The sequence below is a fragment of the Allopontixanthobacter confluentis genome (genome assembly GCF_009827615.1).
GTDB lineage: Bacteria > Pseudomonadota > Alphaproteobacteria > Sphingomonadales > Sphingomonadaceae > Allopontixanthobacter > Allopontixanthobacter confluentis.
Window position 1 is genome coordinate 1037626 of the sequence record NZ_WTYU01000002.1, and the last position, 19113, is coordinate 1056738.

Here is a 19113-nt window from a genome sequence, read left to right on the forward strand (position 1 = left end):
ACGATCCATGCAAGCAGAATTCGCACACGAACAGGCGCAAGGTTTCCTGCGGCAGCGCAACCGCTTCGCCGTGCTCGCAGGCGCTTTGGGCCTGACCACGCTGGTCAGCCTCGGCGCTGCTGCGACAAGCGACGAAAGGATCGTGCTGGTGCCGATCACCGCCGAGCGGATCACCGTCTCGAGCGGCGGGGTCGACGCGCCTTATCTCGAGCTTGTCACCCGCGACACGGCGCTGATGCTCCTTAACCGGGCACCAGAGAGCCTCGACTACTGGATGGCAAACATAATGAAGCTTGCTGATCCCGCCGCGCACGGCGCCCTTAAGGCCGAGCTGGTGCAGATCGTCGAGGAGCAGCGCGGCTCGGACATCTCCCAGGCCTTCGTGATCGCCGAGATACACGTCGATCCCAAGGCCCTGACGTCGAGCGTCACCGGCACACTCAAGACCTTCGTCGGCGCGCAGGTGATCGCGAGCCAGCGCCGCTCCTTCCGTTTCCGCTGGTCGAAGCGTGGCCTCAGCCTCGCGCTGGCCGGCTTCGAGCAACTTCCCACTGACAAGGAGGACATCGGCCAATGAGCCTTTTCCCAACTCCCCTCGCAGCCGCGCTTGCCGGAACCGGTCTCGCCTGTTTCGCGATCGGCGCGGCCCGCCGTCCCGATCCCGGGCTCAAGCTCACCGGTCTTGCAGTGCTTGCCTTTGCGCTCACCCCGGTCCCGGCGCATGCCGACCAGTTCGTCGAGGCTGCTGACAACGCGACCATCGATTGCGAGCTGGCGCGCGGCGAACTCACCCGGATCGCGCTTATCGATGACGGCTTCGCCAATGTCTCGAAGATCGCGAGCGGCTTTCCCTACAACGACTTCCAGGTGACGCACGAGCCGGTGCGCGGGGACATCTATATCTCCGTGCCTCCGCAATTCGCGGCGGCGCGCGTCAGCTTCTTTGCCACCAGTAAAGCGGGCTACGTTTACAGGTTCGCCTGCCGCCTGGGCGGCGAGGAAGCGACCCAGCTATTCATCACCAACCCCGCGCTTGCCAAAAACGAGGCGTCAGAATGGGAGACCGAAACCGGCCCTGAAGACACCGCGATCCGCCTTATCGAGGCCATGGCGACAGATGCCGTCCTGCCCGGCTTTACCGCGCGCGCCGAGCTGTCCACTCCGCGCCGTACCGGCGGGATCGAAGTCCAGCTTGTCGCTGAATACCAAGGCGACGCGCTTACCGGGCAGCGTTTCCTCATCCGCAACCTCGGCCAGGAAAACCTTGCGCTGGCTGCCGAGCGCGAAGCGCCCGCAGGCGCGCTCGCCTTTGCCTATGGCCGCGACGCGCTCGCGCCCGGTGAAGCCACCAGCGCCTTCCTCGTCTTCGCGAAGGGAGGGCTCAAGTGATGGCAGACGCACCAGCAAAACCGGAAAGCCCCAAGGCGAAGCCTGTACCAGGCTCGCCGCAAGCCCGCGAGAGCGGACGGCGCAATCTCAATGCGCAAATCGCGCAGCGCCAGAAACTGCTGCTCGCCGGGATTGGTGCCATCGCGCTTATCGGGGGAGGACTGTTCATCTTCAGCGATGACGGTGACGACGCCGGAGCGGATGCAAACGGCGCAGAAACGATCGACACGGGCGGCCTCGTCAATCGCAACCTGTCGCAGCGCGAGTTTGTCGCAAGCTACGGCAACCGGCTCGACGCGCAAGGCCGCGCGATCAAGGATCTGGAACAAGCCCAGCTACCGACCGCGCAAGTCGAGGAGGAGCTCGAAGCGCTGCGCAGCGAGAATGCGCAGATGCGCTCCGACGGGCAGGCAGCAATCGACGCGATTTCTTCCGAGAACGCCGCATTGCGTTCGCAGCTCAATGGGGCCGGAAACCGTCCTTCAGAGCCCGCGCCTTTGCCGCCGCCTGCCTATGGGCCCGGCGTCGGAACTGGCGCAGCAATCCAGGCGCCGCAAGCCGGATCAGAAGGACCGGGCGGACAGCTCAGCCTGATGAGTTTCGGTCCCAATACCGGCAAGGACGGCAAGCCGCGAGTGCCCGAGACAGCGCCTGCATTGCTGCTCGAAGCGAGCCGCGAGTATTTGCCGCCCAACAGCTATGCGCCTGCAACGGTCATTGTCGGGGTCGACGCATCGACGGGCGTTGCCAGCCAGAGTGATCCGCTGCCCGTGGTCCTCAGGATCACCGGCCCGGCCCGTTCGGTCATGCGCGGCAACAAACTGCTTACCACCGACATCACCGGCTGCCTCGTCAACGGCGCAGCGCGCGGCGATCTCTCGGCCGAGAAAGTCTACGTCAAGCTGGTGCGCATGACCTGCGCGCAGCCCGGCGGGCGTTTCGCGGTAAGCGAGGTCAAAGGGTTCATCTCCTTTGCCGGCAAGTCCGGGGTGCGCGGCCGCGTTGTCAGCCGTGAAGGCAGCCTTGTCAGCCAGGCGCTGCTCGCAGGGATTATCGGAGGCTTCGGACGCGGATTTTCCGCCAACGCCAACGGCATTTTTACCGGACAAGTGGGCAGTGACGGCCAGCGCGAAGCGCTCTCGCCGACCGACATTCTTGCCGGCGGCTTCGGCCAGGGTGCTGGCGAAGCTGCCGATACGGTCAGCCGTTATCTCATTGAACGCGCAGAACAATATCAACCAGTCGTCGAGATGCCGACCGGCATCGAGGTCGAGATCGTCTTTCTCGACGGCGTCCATGTCAGGAGCTCTTCCAAATGAACTACAATGACCACCGGCCGGGCCTGAAGACCCGTGCCGCCCACTTCGCCCTTGCCTGCTCAGGTGCCGCTGCCGTGCTCACACTCGGTGTCTCGGCTGTCACGGCCATGCCCGCATCGGCTTCCGCGCTGGCAAGCGATGTCGCGCAGGCGCTGAAGTTGCGGCTGCCCAGGACCCCGATCGATGCGATCAGCTGCGATAAGCTCGGACCATGGTGCGAAGTCGTTTCGGGCGACACGCTGTTCTACATCGATGAGACCGCGCGCTACCTGTTCGTCGGCCGGCTCTACGACATGGAAGAGCGGCGCGACGTGACCGCGGCTCGGCTTCTCGAACTAAATCCCGACCTGCTTGCCGCCGGTGCACCGCGCGCCGGAGGCGAGACGCAACCGGGCGGAGACAAACCTCCGGCCCAGACGGCCGCAGCTAACGTCGATCTCTCCACCCTTCCGGCAGCCGGTGCGATCCACTGGGGCAATCCCAAGGGCGAAAAGCTGGTGGTCTTCTCGGACTTTCAATGCGGCTACTGCCAGCGCCTGGCAGGCGAACTCGCCAAGGCCAAGGTCCATATCGAAGAGCGACCGGTTTCGATCTTCGGCGCACCGAGCCGCAAGACTTCCGAAGCCGTGCTGTGCGCGAAGGATCCGGTAAAGGCTCTCCATGCTGCCTATGCCGGGCGGGCTCCGGCGACCGGCAAGACCTGTAAGAAAGCCAAGGCGCTCGATGCCAACGAGGCCTTTGCCAAGGCCAACGGTTTTAACGGGACGCCGGTGATTGTGCGCGCCCGCGATGGGGCAGTGATCCATGGCTACCGCGATGCCGCGACAATCCGCCGCTTCGTATCCGGCGCGAAGGGAAGCGCGCAATGAGCCGGCTCCCGATCCTGCGCGCCCTCTTGCTGGCTGCGCCGCTCGTGATGGCGAGCGGATGCACCAGCCTCGGGAGCAATGTGAAAGGCAGTTTTGCCTGCCGCGCTCCCGATGGAACCTGCGCGCCCACCTCCACCATCGATGCCGGGGCGACCGGCATCGACCGGGCCGAAGCCGGGCACGCACATCGCCCCGTGCCGACGGCTGGCGAAGCGGTCCGCCGTCTGCAGGTCGTGCTGGCCGGCTACCGCGACGAAGCGAGCCGCGAGCACGAAGCGCGGGTCGTGCACCTGACGCTGCCCGAACCTGTCGGAACAGGCTGGCGTCCACCGCAAGGACGCCGGGACATCCTCCGCTCGCTGGGCGCAAGCATCGCTGCAACCCGCGAGGGTAACCCCGCACCCGACCTCCATCCAACAGAACACCACACGACACAAATATTGCCGGAACAGCTGTTTATCCCCTCGCAGCCACTTCCGGCGATGCCCGGCGCCAACGCGCCGGAACCCGGGGGACCTGGCTCGTTTCCCCCTCCCCGCGAGCCGGTCCCCCACCCTGACATGCACGAAGGAGACAGCCAGTGACGCTATCCTTAGCCGCAGCGCGCGATGCGCTATCGCGCAGGCTTTTTGCCGATACATCGCGACCTGAAAGGGAGCGGGCGCATTTCGGGCTCGACATGCTCTCGGACTGGCTCCCGTACCGGGTCTATGACGAGGGCGCGAAGCTCTACCGCAATGCGCGCTCGAAAGGCTTCGTCCTCGAAGTCACTCCGCTGATCGGAGCTGACGAACAGACCGGCGAGATCCTCGGGCAGTTCTTCTCCGAAGGGCTGCCGCAGGGTGCCTGCCTCCAGGTTCTGAACTTCGCTTCCCCGCGGATCGGCAATGTCGTCGCCCCCTGGTTTGCCCCGCGCTACGAGCAGGGCGGGATCTACGAGGCCATCGCCAGGGCCCGGACAAAGCGCCTGTATGACCTCGTCTGGAATTCGGGCTCGGCGCATGCGCCCTTCCATGCCCGCAATGTCCGGGTGATCGTCTCGCTCGGCGTGCCGGCCCCCGGCAGCGTGACCGATGCCGAGCTGTCCGAATGCCGCGAAGGCTTGATGGGCATGCTTCATTCGCTTGGGCTGCAGGCACAGGAACTGCGCCCGAACGGGTTGCTGGCGCTGATCGACGAGCTGACGTCGCCGACTACCGCGCATGAGCCGGATGTCCATACGTGGAACCCGCACGATACGCTCCAGGCTCAGGCAATCCGCCGCGACATCGAGCTCGAGGTCGACGATGATCGGATGATCCTGCGAACCGAACGGTTCCGCGAGACCGGGCGGGACGCGCACGGCCATCCCGAAGTGGGCGAATGCTACCCCGATCATTTCGACATGCGCCACTATGCCGTGCGCTCGACACCTGAACGCTGGGCGCCCTGGGAATGCGCGCGGCTCATCGGCGACATGTTTGCCGACAAGCTGCGCTTTCCCTGTCCGACGGCGACCATGCTGTGCCTCGTCTATCCCGACCAGGAAGCCGCCTCGGCGCGGGCCGGCTTCAAGTTCATGCGCACGACCACCCTCAGCCAGACCAAGAGCGCAAGCTTCCTGCCCAAGCTTGCCGAACAGTCAGCCGAATGGCGCCATGTCCAGGCCGAGCTTCAGGCAGGCAAAAAACTCGTGAAACTGTTCTATGGCCTCACCAGCATCTCGCCGCTTGGCCAGGGCGATGCGCATGAGCGGGTGATCAAAGCGATTTACAAGGCGGCAGGCTGGGACCTGGCCGACGAGCGCTTCCTGCAGCTGCAGGGCCTCGTCGCAGCATTTCCCTTGAGCCTTGCCGACGGGCTTGCCGACGACATGGCGCGCCTCAAACGCCTGAAGACCATGCTTTCAACGACCGCGGCAAATATTGCGCCGATGCAAGGAGAATATCTTGGCGGTTCGATCCCCCACCTGCTGCTCGTCGGCCGGCGCGGCCAGCCCTTCTGGTGGTCGCCGTTCGAGAACGACGCGGGCAACCACAATATCGCGATCTGCGGCAAATCAGGCTCGGGTAAGTCCGTCCTCTTGCAGGAACTTTGTGCAGCCCTTCGCGGCGCCGGTGCTAAGGTCGTTGTGATCGATGACGGGCGCAGCTTCGAGCATTCGGTCAAGCTGCAAGGTGGCCGCTTTGTCGAGTTTACGCTCGCTTCGGGCTTTTCGCTCAATCCCTTCTCGATGGTCGACGATGTCCGCGCTCACGAGGACGAGGATTACCGGCTCGACTGTTTCGCGATGATCAAGGCCATGGTCGGCCAGATGGCCCGGCCCAGCTCCGCGCCAAGCGATACCGAGCGCGGCCTTATCGACCAGGCGGTGACGCACGTCTGGGAAGCGCTTGGCAGCGGCGCGTCGGTCGATGATGTCGCGCATGCGTTGCAAGGCTCGGAAAGTGAAGCAGGGCGCGATCTTGCGACCGCGATCGCGCCGTTCTGCCGCGGCGGAAGCTACGGCGGCTTCTTCTCCGGCAAGGCCAGCTTCGCGCTCGATGATGATTTCACCGTCTTCGAGATGAGCGACCTTGCAAGCCGTGAGGAGCTGCGAAGCGTGGTCCTCTCGGCAATCATGTTCATGACCGGCCAGGCCATGACGCGCAGTTCGCGTGCCACCAAAAAGCTGCTGCTGATCGACGAGGCCTGGGCGATGCTCAAAGGCGGCTCGATGGGCGAGTTCGTCGAGACCTATGCCCGCACCGCGCGCAAATATGGCGGCGCTCTCGCAACTGCGACCCAGTCGCTCAACGATTACTACAAGTCCGATGGCGCGCGCGCTGCGCTCGAGAACAGCGACTGGATGCTGGTGCTACAGCAGAAGGCCGAGACCATCGCCGATTTCCGCAGCCAAGCACGGCTCGACATGGACGACCGGACCGAGACGCTGATCCGCTCTCTCAAGCGCTCGGGCACCGAGTACAGCGAGATCTTTATCAAGGGACCCGAGACCGAAGCGGTCGGGCGCCTTGTGCTCGATCCGTTTTCGGCGACGATCTATTCCTCCGATCCCGACACCTATGCCGCGATCCAGGAATGCGAGCGGCGCGGGCACAGCCTCGCCGATGCGATCCGCACAGTTGCGGGAGACGCGCAATGATGAGCTCGCATCTCACCGACAGGGTCGAACCGGCAAATCTCAAAGCATTCCTGCCCTTCTTGCAGGGAACGTGCTTCATCCTGATCGAGACGACGCGCTTCGCCGCGACATCGCTTCTCATCGCGCTTGGCCTGCCGCTCGCACTGTTCCTGTTTGTCGCAGGCTGGGATTTGCACGGGCTGTTCACCCAGCTCGGAAATCTGTCGGACCGCTATCTCGAGGCCGACGGGCTGCGCCGCACCCTTTTCAGCCAGGACCTCAAGATCTGCTTCCTGATCATAGCTGGCGCGGTGACGCTGTTTCGCATGCCGCGCTTCCTCCAGCGGCTCGCGGCCGACCTCGATACCGATCTCAGCAAGGAGCCGAGCCGTGGCTGACACCAACCGATTACAATCATTTAATCAGCCTCTACTGCTGAAGATTGCCGCCGTACTGGCCATCGCTGCCGCGCTGCTCTGGGCGACCTGGGTCAGCCGCGAACTGACCGAGCCCCGCCAGGAAATCGTCACGGTCAGGCTTGCCGAGACCATTGCCGCTTTCGTCGATGCCGAAGCGCGCGAAACTCGTGATCCCGAGACCAGCCAGGCACGCGTGCTCGCCTTCCTCAAGGCCTCCGAACGCGCGGTGGCGGACATGGGAAGCGATGGCCGCGTGGTGCTGGTCGGCGAAGCGGTGCTTGCAGGCGGTCCGCCTGACGCGACCGATGAACTGCGCATGCGGATCGCCGGCCAGCTCGGACAAGGAGACGGGCAATGAAAAGCCTGTCCAAGCGTCTTGCGCAAACCCTCAAACGCCCGCTCGTCCTCACCGCGCTCGTCCTGCTTCCCCTGGGATGGAGCGCCGTCGATGCATTCGCAAAAGATCACGCCTTCCTGATCAATGCCAGCCCGAGCCTGCCCAACTGGGCCTTCTGGCTCGATCGTGCTGCACCTATCACGCGCGGCAGTCTGATCTTCTTTGAGCCTCCGGCGAGCGAACTCGTCGAAGCCCATTTCGGGAAAGGCGCGCAGCTCTTCGGCAAGCGGGTGCTGGGCGTGCCGGGCGACGTCGTCAGCCATCGCGGCCACGAGGTCTTCATCAACGGCCGCAAGATCGCCGCGCGCCTCGATGAAACGCGGCTTGGAATCTCTCTCCACCAGGGACCCGAAGGTCCGATCCCAGAAGGCTGCTTCTACACCGGGACGGGCCATCCGCGCGGGCTGGACAGCCGCTACGCCGAGATCGGTTTCATCTGCCGCGGCCAGATCCTCGGCAGCGGGAGGGCAATCCTGTGAAAAAGTTTCTCGCCCCATCGATCCTGCTCGCAGCCCTGCTTTACCCGGCGCAGGCACTCGCCCGGGACTACGGTCAGCGCGGCACGGTCTTTCCCGTGATCGAACGCGACCTGCTCGAGCAGATCCATTCCCGCCTGACCCAGATGGAACAATCGGGCGAGACCGCTCGCCTCAACTCAGAGCTGAAACGCCGGACAATTGCCCGCGTGAACCGGCCGGATCCGGTCACCGGAATTGTCCGGGCCAGCGAAGCCCGGCGCTGGAGTTTCGATCCGACGATCACGCTCGCCGCCGACATCACCGGCGCGAAGGGCGAGCTGATCCATGCCGCAGGCACTAGGGTCAATCCGCTCGACAGCGTCCAGCTGAGGAGCCCTCTGCTGTTCCTCGACGGCGACGATCCCGACCAGCTCGCCTGGGCGCTGAAGCAAGACGCCAGTGCCAAGCTGATTCTCGTAAAAGGGGCGCCGCTCGAACTCATGAAGGCCCGCCAGCGCCGCTTCTATTTCGACCAGGGTGGCAAGCTGACAGCGCGGTTCGGGATCAGGTCAGTGCCGGCGCGGGTGCGTCAGGATGGCCGTCTGCTCGAGATCAGCGAAATCGCGCTGCCGCCCAAAAGGAGGCCTGCGCTATGAAACTTTTGCGCAAACTCGCCCTCATCCTAATTGCCTTGCTTGGCCTCACCATCGCGACACCCGCCATGGCCGATGACGGCCCCGGGAAATGCACCGGCAGCTTCGTCAACCCGATCACCGATATCTGCTGGTCGTGCCTGTTCCCGATCTCGATCGGCGGTCTCGATATCTGGCCGTCTAGCCGGCCCGATCCCGACAATCCTGACTTGCCGGTATGTCTGTGCGGTATCAGGCCCGGGATCGCGATGGGCTTCTGGGAGCCGGTCCGGCTTGCCGATGTCAGCATGAAGCCGTGGTGCTTCGTCAACCTTGGCGGAATGAAACTCGATCCCGGCTTCGATATCGGCTTCCGCTCGATCTCGGGTCCTTCAGCTGTCGGCGGCGCGAGCCAGTATTATTCGAGCTGGCACGTCCACTGGTACGCCTATCCGCTGATTTACTGGATGGAGATCGTCGCCGATTTCCTGTGCCTCGAAGCAGGTTCGATCGACATTCTCTACATCTCCGAGATCGATCCGCTGTGGCAGGACAGCGAACTCACCGCGATCATCAACCCCGAGGCGGTGCTATTCGCCAACCCGTTGGCGCTCGCCGCCTGTGCTGCCGATTGCGCCGCCTCGGCCGCCTCACTGCCAATCGACGAGATGTTCTGGTGCGCGGGCTGCCAGGGCTCGATGTATCCCATGAACGGGAATGTCTCGGCTTCGATCGGGCATGTGCAGGCCTCGCGGCTCGTGCTTTCGCGCTTCGCCTATAAGCTTCACCGCGAACTCGTTTCCTGGGGAACGATGGGCTCCAAGGGGCTGTGCGGCAAATATCTGATGCCGGTCATGCGCAAGCAGCAATACCGCTTCCAGGCCATCAATCCCAATCCGGCTACGAGCGGACGCTATGCCTGCCCGCCGATCGGCACCTCCACCACGCTTCAGGAACCCGGACAGGTCATCCCCGCCATCGGCGAAGACATGGGATACCTCGTCTGGCGCAAACGGAATTGCTGCGCACTATGAACAAACATCTTATCCTTTTACCGCTTGGCCTCACGCTCTCGCTGGGCGGCCTGGCGCTGGCCCAGAGCGTTCCTGACGGCATCGACCTCGACAAGATCCGCGAGCGCGCCGCTGAACATACCGAAGAGGCCCAAGCGCTCGCGACGAATGTCCGCGAGCGTGCCGAAGCCCTCACCGAGGATGCGCAAGGTGTGCAAGTCCAGGCGCAGGCCAACCGCGCTGCCTATGCTGACAGCGTAGAGGTTACCCCAAGCGACGCCATACTGGATTTCGACACGATGATCGCGAACCAGGCCGCAGCCGAAAAGGCAGTGCTAGGCCAATCCCCTCGCTTTATCGCTTTTGCCAGCCTGTCGATGCCGCCAGCCGCGTTAAAGGCTCTCGTCCATGACATGACACGGGCCGGCGGGGTCACCGTGCTGCGCGGCTTTCCGCAGGGAAACAGCGAGGCATTCAAGAAGCGCCTCGCCGCCATCTGGAGCGACCGCAACGAAGCCGGATCGCTCGGCATCGACCCGAGACTATTTCGCGCTTTCCAGATCAAAGCCGCGCCGAGCTTCGTCATGCTCAGCACCGATTTTGCGCCATGCGACGGGTTCGATTGCACCAGCAACGTCCCGCCGCATGACCGGATCGCGGGCAATATCAGCGTGGAAGAGGTGCTCGAGACATTCGCCTCGGGCCGCGGGCCAGGAGCGGAGCTCGCCCGCCTTCACAAGCGGCGCCTGCAAGGAGACCAGCCATGATGATCCGCGCTTTTCTTAGAGCAGCAACACTCGCGGCGTGCCTTCTCGCCGTGCCAGTTGCAGCACAGCAGCAAGACGCAAGGACCGATGGCAAGACATTTGGAGAGAGCCTGCGCGGTGATGCGCAGCAAGCCGCGCAAACGCAGCGAAGCGCGGCAGACATTCCCAATTACGACCGCAACGCAGTGCGGGACCTCGAACGGCTTGCCGACAATCCCGATCAGATCGAAGGGGCTGCCGCGACCGCATCGCGCAATCATCAAGGCCATCGCTTGGTGCGCGACAGCCTTGCCAATCGCGCACGCTTTGAAAGCGATGACATTGAAGCGGTTATCGCTCGCAGCCTGGCAATCAATGAAGCACCTCTTGATTACACCAGCGGTATGTCGATTTCAGGCAGCCAGGGCGAATGTGTGCCTCTGCCGCCTGGTTCGGGGTCCGCTGGCACATACACCGCAACATGCAATACAGGCACAAGGATCGAGCAATCCCAAGGGCAATGTTTTGTACAGCTCGTCGCCAGCGTGACCCAGCGCCAGCAATGGCATTATCTCTGCAATGAGACTGGCTTTGCTCCGAACGTGCCGCTCTGCAGCAGCTTTGATCAGGGCCAATGCCGGATCACCGGATACCGCCCTGGCCCCTGCCTCCAATGGCGGGTCAATGGCACCAACCGTTTCTGCTCGGAGCCCGGCGACCCGATCGCAGAGATTTCCTGTGATGCGGCGGATCCTAGATACACGCCCTATGAAGTCACGACAGACCGGACTGTCGATACCGCGTCCGACGAAAGTCAGTGTCTTGGCTTGTCGGATAACAGCGACTGCGCGCTCGACACCGAAATCTGCACCGACAGCTCTCCGCAAACGCGGGTCATCGACGGCGTATCAGTTACGCGGCCCTGCTGGTCATGGCAGCGAAGCTATAGTTGCACCGCGCGCAGCGCCGCGAGCGATTGCTCGGAGATCGAGGACCAGGGCACTTGCCGGTTCCTGCGCGAGGAATGCCTTACCGACAGCACGCCATGCGAGACCTGGGAGCGCATTTACGAATGCCCGCTTCCGGCAGGCGATAGCGATGCAACCCAATATGTCTGCGACGGCGATGTCTATTGCATTGACGGTTCCTGCGAGACGATCGAGCGCAATGCAAATGACGAGTTCAAGGATGCAGTTACGGCGCTCCATGCGATGGACGAAGCGCGCGGGGCATTTGATCCTGACACGCTGACGCTGTTCCGGGGCACCCGCAACACCTGCTCGTCGAAAGTGTTTGGCGTCCTCAATTGCTGCAAGGGCAAGGGCTTCCCGCTGATCCCCGGGATCAGTCTGCTGGTTGCGCTTGGCTGCGACCGCGAGGAAGTGCTGCTCCACCAGCGCGATGCGCAAGGCCTGTGCGCCTATGTCGGAACCTACTGCTCGAAGAAGTTTCTTGGCGTCTGCCTGACCAAGCGCAAAGCCTATTGCTGCTTTGAATCCAAGCTGGCGCGCATTCTGCAGGAGCAGGGTCGGCGCCAGCTGCCCAAGCCGTGGGACAAGCCTAAGGAAGAGCAATGCGAGGGGTTCACCCTCGACGAGTTCGCACAGCTTGATCTCAGCCAGATGGACTTCAGCGAGGTGTATGCCGAGTTCACCGAGGCGGCGCGGCTACCCGACGAGCTCGAGACCAGCATTCTCATCCAGCAAAAGATCGAAGACTATTATTCAAGGAGTGGCCAATGACGCGCCGCCAATTGATAGCCGTCCTGACACTATGGCTCGCTGCGCTGGCTCCCAGCCCGGTAGTCGCACAGCAAACCCAGACGGAAGATACGGGCGCTTCGACTGACAGCCTTTACTGCGAGCAGCGCCGGCTCGGTTACTGGTTCTACTGCGTCAAGCCGGCGCCGAAAGCCGAGCCGCAAGCGGCTAAGCCTACAGAAGAGGTTGCGGCAACGCAGCAGCTCGATGCGATCACCGGGGAATTGCGCGAGCTGAAGGCCCGCGCGATCCTCTATCCGACACCGGAAAACGTTACCGCGTACATCCGTTTCCAGCGGGCACAGCTCGACCGGGCATCCCTGTTCTCCGATGTCTGGCAGCGCGCGATCTGGCAGGATCCCGAACTCGATTACACGTTGGAACGCCCGGTCGGCGCGCTTGCCAAGAAGCTATGGCAGGATGCACGCGCTGCTGACCGCGACGCGGTTATGGCACGGCTCTCCGAACGCTACGGCCTGTTCTATTTCTTCGCCCAGACCTGCGGCGCCTGCGAGGTCATGAGCCCGATCGTCAGATCCGTGGCGGACCGCTGGCGCATTACGGTCCGGGCGATCTCAACTGATGGCGGACCCTCGCGGCATTTCCCCAATTACAAGGTCGAGAGCGGCCAGCGCCCCCGCATGGGTCTCGAGCCGGGCATCACCCCGGCGCTGGTCCTGTGGGACAGCCTTGCCAAGCGCCCGATCCCGATCGGGTACGGCGTGCTCTCGGCAGACGAACTCCAGGACCGCATCTATCTCCTCACCGCCAAGGAAGCCGGACATGATTACTAGAATTCGCAACACGGCGTTGGCGCTTGCTGCAGCCAGCATGGTGGCAAGTCCGGTCGCTGGCCCATTATCCAGCCCAGCCTCAGCCAATGTCGGTGACAGCATGGACCGCTTCATGGACGACATGGGCGCGGCGGCCAATGTCAACGGCCCGTCCGCCTTCGAAGGCCAGTCGGCGGGCTATTACAGCCTCGGCAATGTCTGGACGCGCTTTCCGCAGAAGACGACCAACATCGCCAATCTCCAACTCCCCAGAGCACGGGCAGGCTGCGGCGGGATCGACATCTTCGCCGGGTCCTTTTCGTTCATCAATGCAAGCGAGATGGTCGCGCTCCTGAAAGCGGTCGCCAACAATGCGGTCGGGTTCGCCTTCAGCCTGGCGATCGATACCGTTTGTCCCGAGTGCAACAAAATCATGCAGGAGTTCAGCCAGAAAGCGCAGCTGATGAACAATCTCTCGATTAACTCCTGCGAGATGGCGCAGGGGCTGGTCGGCGGCGTCTGGCCCAAGGGCGATCTGGCCGACAAGGCGATCTGCGAAGCCATCGGCAATTCCGAAGGTATCTTCACCGACTACGCCGCTGCCAAGCACGGTTGCGGCACGCGCGGACAGCGCGCCTCAACCAATGACAACGCGGGAGCCGACTACGCCGACGTCAATCCGGGGATCGCCCGCAATTACACCTGGCATGTGCTGAAGCAGAGCGCCTTCTTCAATCCCGGCGGCAGTTTCGACCGTGACCTTGCCGAATACGCGATGACGCTCATCGGCACGGTGATCTATGTGCCGCCGCGCGATGACGAGGCGGGCAAGTTTGTGCCCTTTGCTGGTGATGCCTCCTCGACGCTGGTGACTGCATTGCTTGACGGGACGCAGGGCCAGTCAGTGCGGGTATTCAAATGCGATGAGCCCGATCAATGCCTCAACCCCACCTTCCAGCAGATGAACCTCTCGAGCGCGCAGGCCATACGTCCGCGCGTTGCCCGCATGATTGGCAGCATGGTCGAAGCCATCCGAAGCGACACCGCGATCGGTGAGGAGGAGAAGGAGCTTCTCCAGGTCGCCTCGGTGCCGCTCTACAAGACGCTGACTGTTCAGGCGGCCTACGGGCGGGGCATGCCGACTGATGATCGCGACACGCTGGCCGAGATTGCCAGTATCGATCTCCTCTATGCCATTCTTGAACGCATCACCGGCGAGGCCGGACGCTCGATGGCGAGCTTCATCGCAGCCGATGAAGCCAAACTTGCAATCTGGCGCGCGCAGGTCGCCGAAGTCCGGACCAGTCTTGCCCAGCGCCAGGCGACCGGACAGGCGCGGGTCTCGGCGATCATGCAGATCATCGAGAAGACGGCGATGATCGAGAACATGCTTGCAGCTTCGATGTCGCCGTCAATGGCAGCGGCCCTCGACTGGTCACGCGGGATGCAGTCCCGCTCAATCATTCCATAAGGAGGAGCGAGGATGGTTGAGATCTTCACGGTCGGCGGCGGCGAGTACATCGTCAATGTCCTCAATGCGGTTGCCGCATGGACCGGGGCCGGCGGCTATAAGAGCCTCATCCAGGTTGCGCTGGTGATGGGCATGGCACTTGGCGTGATCGTGGTGGCGTTCAACCAGGACTGGCGCGCGTGGTTCAACTGGTTCCTCGGCGCGACGCTGATCTATATGTGCCTGATGGTGCCGAGGATGGACGTCCAGGTGACCGACCGCGTCAATCCCAGCCTTGCACCGGCAACGGTCGAGAATGTGCCGCTCGGGCTTGCCCTAATGGCGAGCTTCACCAGCCAGGCGGGTGACTACCTGACCCGTTCTGCCGAACTCGTCTTTGGCTTGCCCGACGACCTCAACTACTCGAAGAACGGTATGATCTACGGCGCACGCCTGCTCGAGGCGACGAAATCGCTGCGCATCGCCGATCCCGAATTCGCCACCAATTTCGACGAGCATGTCCGGCAATGCGTGTTCTATGATCTGCTGCTGGGTCGCTATTCGATGAAAGAGCTTTCCGAGAGCGACGACATCTGGGCAAGCATCGCCCCGGGCAGCGCGGCAAGAGCGCAGAAATTCCTGACCAGGCAAGCCGACGACAGCGTCACGGCTTCGATCATCACCTGCCGCGAAGCCTACACCGCGCTTTCGGGTCAATGGACGAACATGATTGACGAAATGACGCTGGTTGCAGGACGCCAGCTCTATCCGCGCCAGACCGAAACGCTCGCCAGGGCAAAGCTGTTGGCCGACCTGCCAGTTGCCTATCAATATCTGACGGGTATCTCGCGCAGCGCGAGCGACATCTTTCGCCAGGTGCTGACCATCAATGCCATGAACCAGGCGATGCACGGGTTTGCCGGCGCGAGCGGCACGAGCAGTGTCGATGTCTTCGCGCAGACACGCGCCGACATCCAGACCGAGCGCACCTATTCCTCGATTGCGCACAACGCGATGAAATGGGTGCCCATCCTAAATGTGGTACTGACCGTGGTGTTCTACGCGCTGTTCCCGGTTCTCTTTCCGCTGTTCCTGATGCCCAAGACCGGTCCGATTGCGCTCAGGGGCTACGCGACCGGCTTCTTCTACCTTGCTGCGTGGGGTCCGCTGTTCGTGATCCTGCACATGATCCTGATGTTCAAGGGCGCAGGCGATGTCGCGGCTGCCGGCGGCAGTTCGGGCCTCAGTCTTGCGACCTTTGCCGGTATGAGCGACGTCAACAGCGATATCGGCATCCTCGCCGGCTATCTCGTCGCCTCGATCCCTTTCCTCGCAGGCGGAGTGGCACGCGGCGCAATGGCGATCTCGGGACAGGCGACCAGCTACCTCAATCCAAGCCAGAACGCGGCCGAGGAGGCTGCACGCGAAGCCAGCACCGGTAATGTCTCGCTCGGCAATTCGAGCATCGACAATTCGACGGTGTTCTCGCGGCAGTTCGCCCAAGGCAATCTTGCACCCAATATCACCTACGGCGCAGCCCAGACGCGCGGCTTCAGTGACAGTGGTACCCAGACCACCAGCTTTCCCGATGGCGAGTTCGCCGCGGTCCCGAACTCCAGTTACCCGTTCACCCCGACGCTCGGGCAGGATTTCACAGGGCGTCTCGGAACGATGGCGAGCCAGAGCCGCACGCAAAGCGAGACCTTTGCCAATCTCGCCCAGCAATCGACGAGCTCGGCGGTCACCCGGTTCAGCGAGATCCGCAACGCCTACAGCCAGGGCCGCAGCTCCGAGACTGTCAGCGGGGTCGGGACGAACGACAGCGTTGGAACGGCCTTCAGCGAAGTCGACAACGCATCGAGAGCGCTCCAGCAACAGTTTGGCTTGTCGCGGCGGGCTTCCGACGACATCACCGTGTCATGGTTCTTGAATGGAGAAGCATCTGCTGGTGTAGGAGGCGATTTGGGGCCAGTAACTCTCGGAGGTAAAGCAAGAGGCGGTCGCAACCAGTCGTGGACCGACAGCGATATCGGGATCGCCTCGGAAGATCGTAGCAGGATTACGGGATCGCTGCGCCAGCTTTCCGACAGTCGCAACTGGTCGAACACTCGCGAGGGCTTCCTGCGTGAGACGAGCACGAGCTCGGTATCACAGGTCTCGACCAGCTCGTCTGGGCTCACCCGATCGCTGACCGAGGCAGAAAGCTACACGCGCGAGGCTCGCCGCGCTGAAGAGATGGCCAGCCGCCTCGAGACCCAGGCGGGCTGGTATGAGGCTAACAGCGCTGCGGGAACGCTCAACCTGAGCCAGGCCTATCGCGACTGGGGCATGGCCGAGATCGAAGCCAACCGCGACTATTATGGACCAGTGCGTTTTGATGACATCGAGTTCCAGATGAGCTCACGCGGCCAGCAGCTGCAGTCACGGTTTGTCGAAAGCTACGCTGATCAGTTGCAGGAGGACATCGAAGGCGATCTCTCGCTGCCGGCATTCTCGCCTGTTCACCGCCCTGATATCGGAAGTGCGGGGCAAGTGCGCGCAAGAGGAGCCGTGGGGTCTGCGGGTGGACCCGCCATGCCCGACGCGCCCGATCGGTCAGGGATCGCGGATGAAGTCGAGCGGGCCCGCCAACGGGGTCAAGCACGGATTGGAACCGTGGGAGGCTATCTCGACCGCCAAACGCAAGGCGCGACGGGCGCAAGCGAGGAAGCGGCTGATGATGTGAAGGAGTGGTAGCTCGTCAAAGCACGAGATCGTAGACGATGACAAAGATCACAAATGCCGCAAGTAATGCTAGTGCCGTGATGATCTTCGCACGTCCCCATGGATCAGCCCAAGCCTTCTTCCACGAATAGGCCGTGAGACGGTTTTCGGAGATGGCACGATCTATCTCTCGAAGGCCCTCCCAGTCTTTTTCCTTCTGATCTTTGTGGTCATTCATATCTGCCACTCCTTGCCTTATCCATAACGTATCGATTATGACGCATTAACTGCCGCAACGCCTATTATGCTTCGATATTGACACATTATACACGGAAACGTAAAGACGCAAAATTGCTACACAAACCTCCATATTGGAGATAATGTCTCGATGATGACGCATTATGACTCGCCAGACTTACGTCCGCTCTCAGTGCTGCTGTCCGACCTCGGCCAGCAGATCGAAGCCTACCGTATATCACGCAATTTCAAACAGGCCGAGCTTGCGGAGATGGCAGGCATCTCCCGTTCAACGCTCACTCGGCTGGAAGCCGGCAATGGCGGGACGATCGACAGTCTTGCCAGAATTCTGCGTGCGCTCGATATCGAGGATCGTCTGCTGGATATCGTGCCCGATGCTAAGCTGAGCCCGCTCGACCCACGGTCAGACACGGGCAAGGCACGGCAACGAGTGCGGAAGTCTTCCGAAAGTGCGCCCAGTGAGGAATGGAGTTGGGGTGACGAGGCCCCATGAGCCGCGCAGTCGTTAATCTTTGGGGCCGGCAGATCGGTGCCGTGCTGTGGGATGAGGACCGCGATGTCGGGGTCTTCGAATACACTCCGGAATTCACCCGCAGCGGTATCGAGGTCGCCCCGCTCACCATGCCGCTGCGCAGCGGCGTCTACGATTTCCCCGCACTGAACCATGACACCTTCAAGGGTCTACCGGGAATGCTGGCCGACAGCCTGCCAGACAAGTTCGGCCACGCCCTCATCAATCGCTGGCTCGCAGAACAGGGCCGAACGACCGACAGCTTCAATCCCGTTGAACGCCTCTGCTACACCGGTCGCAGAGGCATGGGCGCGCTCGAGTTTGAACCATCGACAGGCGAACGCCGCGAACAGGGCGGGCCCGTTGACATCGCTCCGCTTGTCGAGCTGGCCAATCGTGTGCTTGCAGCACGGGAAGAACTCACCGGCGTCCTGCAGGGCGACGATGATCATCATGCGCTTCAGGAAATCCTGCGCGTCGGAACATCCGCGGGTGGCGCGCGCGCCAAGGCTGTTCTCGCCTGGAATGAAGAGACCGGGCAATTCCACTCCGGGCAACTCACAGCAGGCCCCGGCTACACTCAGTGGCTGGTCAAGTTCGACGGTGTGTCAGGCAATGCCGATAAGGAGCTTGCCGATCCCATGGGCTTCGGCCGCCTCGAATACGCCTGCTATCTGCTAGCCAAAGAAGCTGGTGTCGCCATGGCCCGGTCTCGGCTACATGAAGAAGGAGGGCGAGCGCACTTCATGACGCAGCGGTTTGACCGCACGGTCGACGGCAAGAAACTCCATATGCAGTCGCTTTGCGCGATGCGGCACTTCGATTTCAATCAGGCCCGGGCCTATAGCTACGAACAGGCGATCGAGACCATCCGAATGCTCGGGCTTGGGCGTGAAGCTATTAAAGAGCAGGTACGACGCGCTCTGTTCAATGTTTTCATCCGCAACCAGGACGATCACACCAAGAACATTGCTTTTCTAATGGACAGCTCAGGCCGCTGGAGCCTCTCGCCCGCCTTCGATGTCGTCTATGCCTACAATCCCAACGGAGACTGGACAAACGAGCACCAGATGTCGCTGTCAGGCAAGACCGATCAATTCGATTTGGACGACCTGATCGCCTTCGGTAGGTTCGCAGATCTCAAACCTGCCGAAACCAAAGCCATCATTTCAGACATACAATCTGCAATCCTTGGCTGGACTGCCGTGACCCGTGAAGCGGGCGTGTCCAAGAGTATGGCAGAGCAGGCTCGTAACGGATTCAGGTCCCTTTAGGGTTGTCATACCGGCAATTACATTCAAGAAATTACAGGT

At 62.4% G+C, this 19113-nt stretch carries 19 protein-coding genes; 18 read left to right on the forward strand and 1 reads right to left on the reverse strand.

What is annotated here, in order from left to right; all coding sequences use genetic code 11:
* The first annotated feature begins 7 nt into the window (after positions 1-7).
* The 16 genes from GRI44_RS13260 to GRI44_RS13335 are packed head-to-tail and all read left to right on the forward strand — an operon-like array spanning position 8 to position 17064.
* A complete protein-coding gene (locus GRI44_RS13260) occupies positions 8-577 on the forward strand; it encodes a type IV conjugative transfer system protein TraE (RefSeq protein WP_160602211.1) in 570 nt (189 codons plus the stop codon).
* Positions 574-1389 (forward strand): type-F conjugative transfer system secretin TraK, encoded by an 816-nt coding sequence (locus GRI44_RS13265; protein WP_160602212.1) that lies wholly within the window; start codon positions 574-576, stop codon positions 1387-1389. Before GRI44_RS13260 ends, GRI44_RS13265 begins: the two co-directional genes overlap by 4 nt.
* Entirely contained in the window at positions 1389-2708 is a 1320-nt protein-coding gene (locus GRI44_RS13270; RefSeq protein WP_160602213.1) for a TraB/VirB10 family protein, read from the forward strand. The genes GRI44_RS13265 and GRI44_RS13270 overlap by 1 nt, the downstream gene beginning before the upstream one ends.
* The gene (locus GRI44_RS13275) at positions 2705-3577 is read left to right on the forward strand and encodes a DsbC family protein (RefSeq protein WP_160602214.1); all 873 of its coding nucleotides are present in this window, start codon (positions 2705-2707) and stop codon (positions 3575-3577) included. The genes GRI44_RS13270 and GRI44_RS13275 overlap by 4 nt, the downstream gene beginning before the upstream one ends.
* Positions 3574-4161: a hypothetical protein gene (locus tag GRI44_RS13280; protein ID WP_202386345.1), complete on the forward strand. Its 588-nt coding sequence runs from the start codon at positions 3574-3576 to the stop codon at positions 4159-4161. The genes GRI44_RS13275 and GRI44_RS13280 overlap by 4 nt, the downstream gene beginning before the upstream one ends.
* Positions 4158-6701, forward strand: coding sequence for a type IV secretion system protein TraC (traC, locus tag GRI44_RS13285; RefSeq protein WP_160602215.1), 2544 nt, complete (start codon positions 4158-4160; stop codon positions 6699-6701). Before GRI44_RS13280 ends, traC begins: the two co-directional genes overlap by 4 nt.
* Entirely contained in the window at positions 6698-7078 is a 381-nt protein-coding gene (locus tag GRI44_RS13290; RefSeq protein ID WP_160602216.1) for a hypothetical protein, read from the forward strand. The genes traC and GRI44_RS13290 overlap by 4 nt, the downstream gene beginning before the upstream one ends.
* Positions 7071-7457, forward strand: coding sequence for a TrbI F-type domain-containing protein (locus GRI44_RS13295; RefSeq protein WP_332872424.1), 387 nt, complete (start codon positions 7071-7073; stop codon positions 7455-7457). The genes GRI44_RS13290 and GRI44_RS13295 overlap by 8 nt, the downstream gene beginning before the upstream one ends.
* Complete coding sequence (locus tag GRI44_RS13300) at positions 7454-7975, forward strand: S26 family signal peptidase (protein ID WP_160602217.1); 522 nt, start codon at positions 7454-7456, stop codon at positions 7973-7975. Before GRI44_RS13295 ends, GRI44_RS13300 begins: the two co-directional genes overlap by 4 nt.
* Entirely contained in the window at positions 7972-8610 is a 639-nt protein-coding gene (gene traW / locus GRI44_RS13305; RefSeq protein WP_332872425.1) for a type-F conjugative transfer system protein TraW, read from the forward strand. Before GRI44_RS13300 ends, traW begins: the two co-directional genes overlap by 4 nt.
* Positions 8607-9620: a conjugal transfer pilus assembly protein TraU gene (traU, locus tag GRI44_RS13310; protein WP_160602218.1), complete on the forward strand. Its 1014-nt coding sequence runs from the start codon at positions 8607-8609 to the stop codon at positions 9618-9620. The genes traW and traU overlap by 4 nt, the downstream gene beginning before the upstream one ends.
* On the forward strand, positions 9617-10366 hold the full coding sequence (trbC, locus tag GRI44_RS13315) for a type-F conjugative transfer system pilin assembly protein TrbC (RefSeq protein WP_160602219.1): 750 nt from the start codon (positions 9617-9619) through the stop codon (positions 10364-10366). The genes traU and trbC overlap by 4 nt, the downstream gene beginning before the upstream one ends.
* Positions 10363-12087, forward strand: coding sequence for a conjugal transfer protein TraN (locus GRI44_RS13320; protein ID WP_160602220.1), 1725 nt, complete (start codon positions 10363-10365; stop codon positions 12085-12087). The genes trbC and GRI44_RS13320 overlap by 4 nt, the downstream gene beginning before the upstream one ends.
* Entirely contained in the window at positions 12084-12899 is an 816-nt protein-coding gene (locus GRI44_RS13325) for a conjugal transfer protein TraF (protein ID WP_160602221.1), read from the forward strand. The genes GRI44_RS13320 and GRI44_RS13325 overlap by 4 nt, the downstream gene beginning before the upstream one ends.
* The gene (locus GRI44_RS13330; protein ID WP_160602222.1) at positions 12889-14349 is read left to right on the forward strand and encodes a conjugal transfer protein TraH; all 1461 of its coding nucleotides are present in this window, start codon (positions 12889-12891) and stop codon (positions 14347-14349) included. Before GRI44_RS13325 ends, GRI44_RS13330 begins: the two co-directional genes overlap by 11 nt.
* A gap of 12 nt (positions 14350-14361) precedes the next feature.
* Positions 14362-17064 carry a conjugal transfer protein TraG N-terminal domain-containing protein gene (locus GRI44_RS13335; protein ID WP_160602223.1) on the forward strand — a complete coding sequence of 901 codons (2703 nt, stop codon included), beginning with the start codon at positions 14362-14364 and terminating at the stop codon, positions 17062-17064.
* Between the two features lie 4 nt (positions 17065-17068).
* On the opposite strand, the gene GRI44_RS13340 is transcribed toward GRI44_RS13335, so the two are convergent.
* Positions 17069-17269, reverse strand: a complete 201-nt coding sequence (locus GRI44_RS13340) for a hypothetical protein (protein WP_160602224.1) — start codon at positions 17267-17269, stop codon at positions 17069-17071.
* 150 nt (positions 17270-17419) lie between these two features.
* On the opposite strand from GRI44_RS13340, the gene GRI44_RS13345 reads away from it, so the two are divergent.
* Entirely contained in the window at positions 17420-17782 is a 363-nt protein-coding gene (locus GRI44_RS13345; protein ID WP_232843144.1) for a helix-turn-helix domain-containing protein, read from the forward strand.
* Entirely contained in the window at positions 17779-19074 is a 1296-nt protein-coding gene (locus tag GRI44_RS13350; RefSeq protein ID WP_160602225.1) for a type II toxin-antitoxin system HipA family toxin, read from the forward strand. The genes GRI44_RS13345 and GRI44_RS13350 overlap by 4 nt, the downstream gene beginning before the upstream one ends.
* Positions 19075-19113 lie beyond the last annotated feature (39 nt).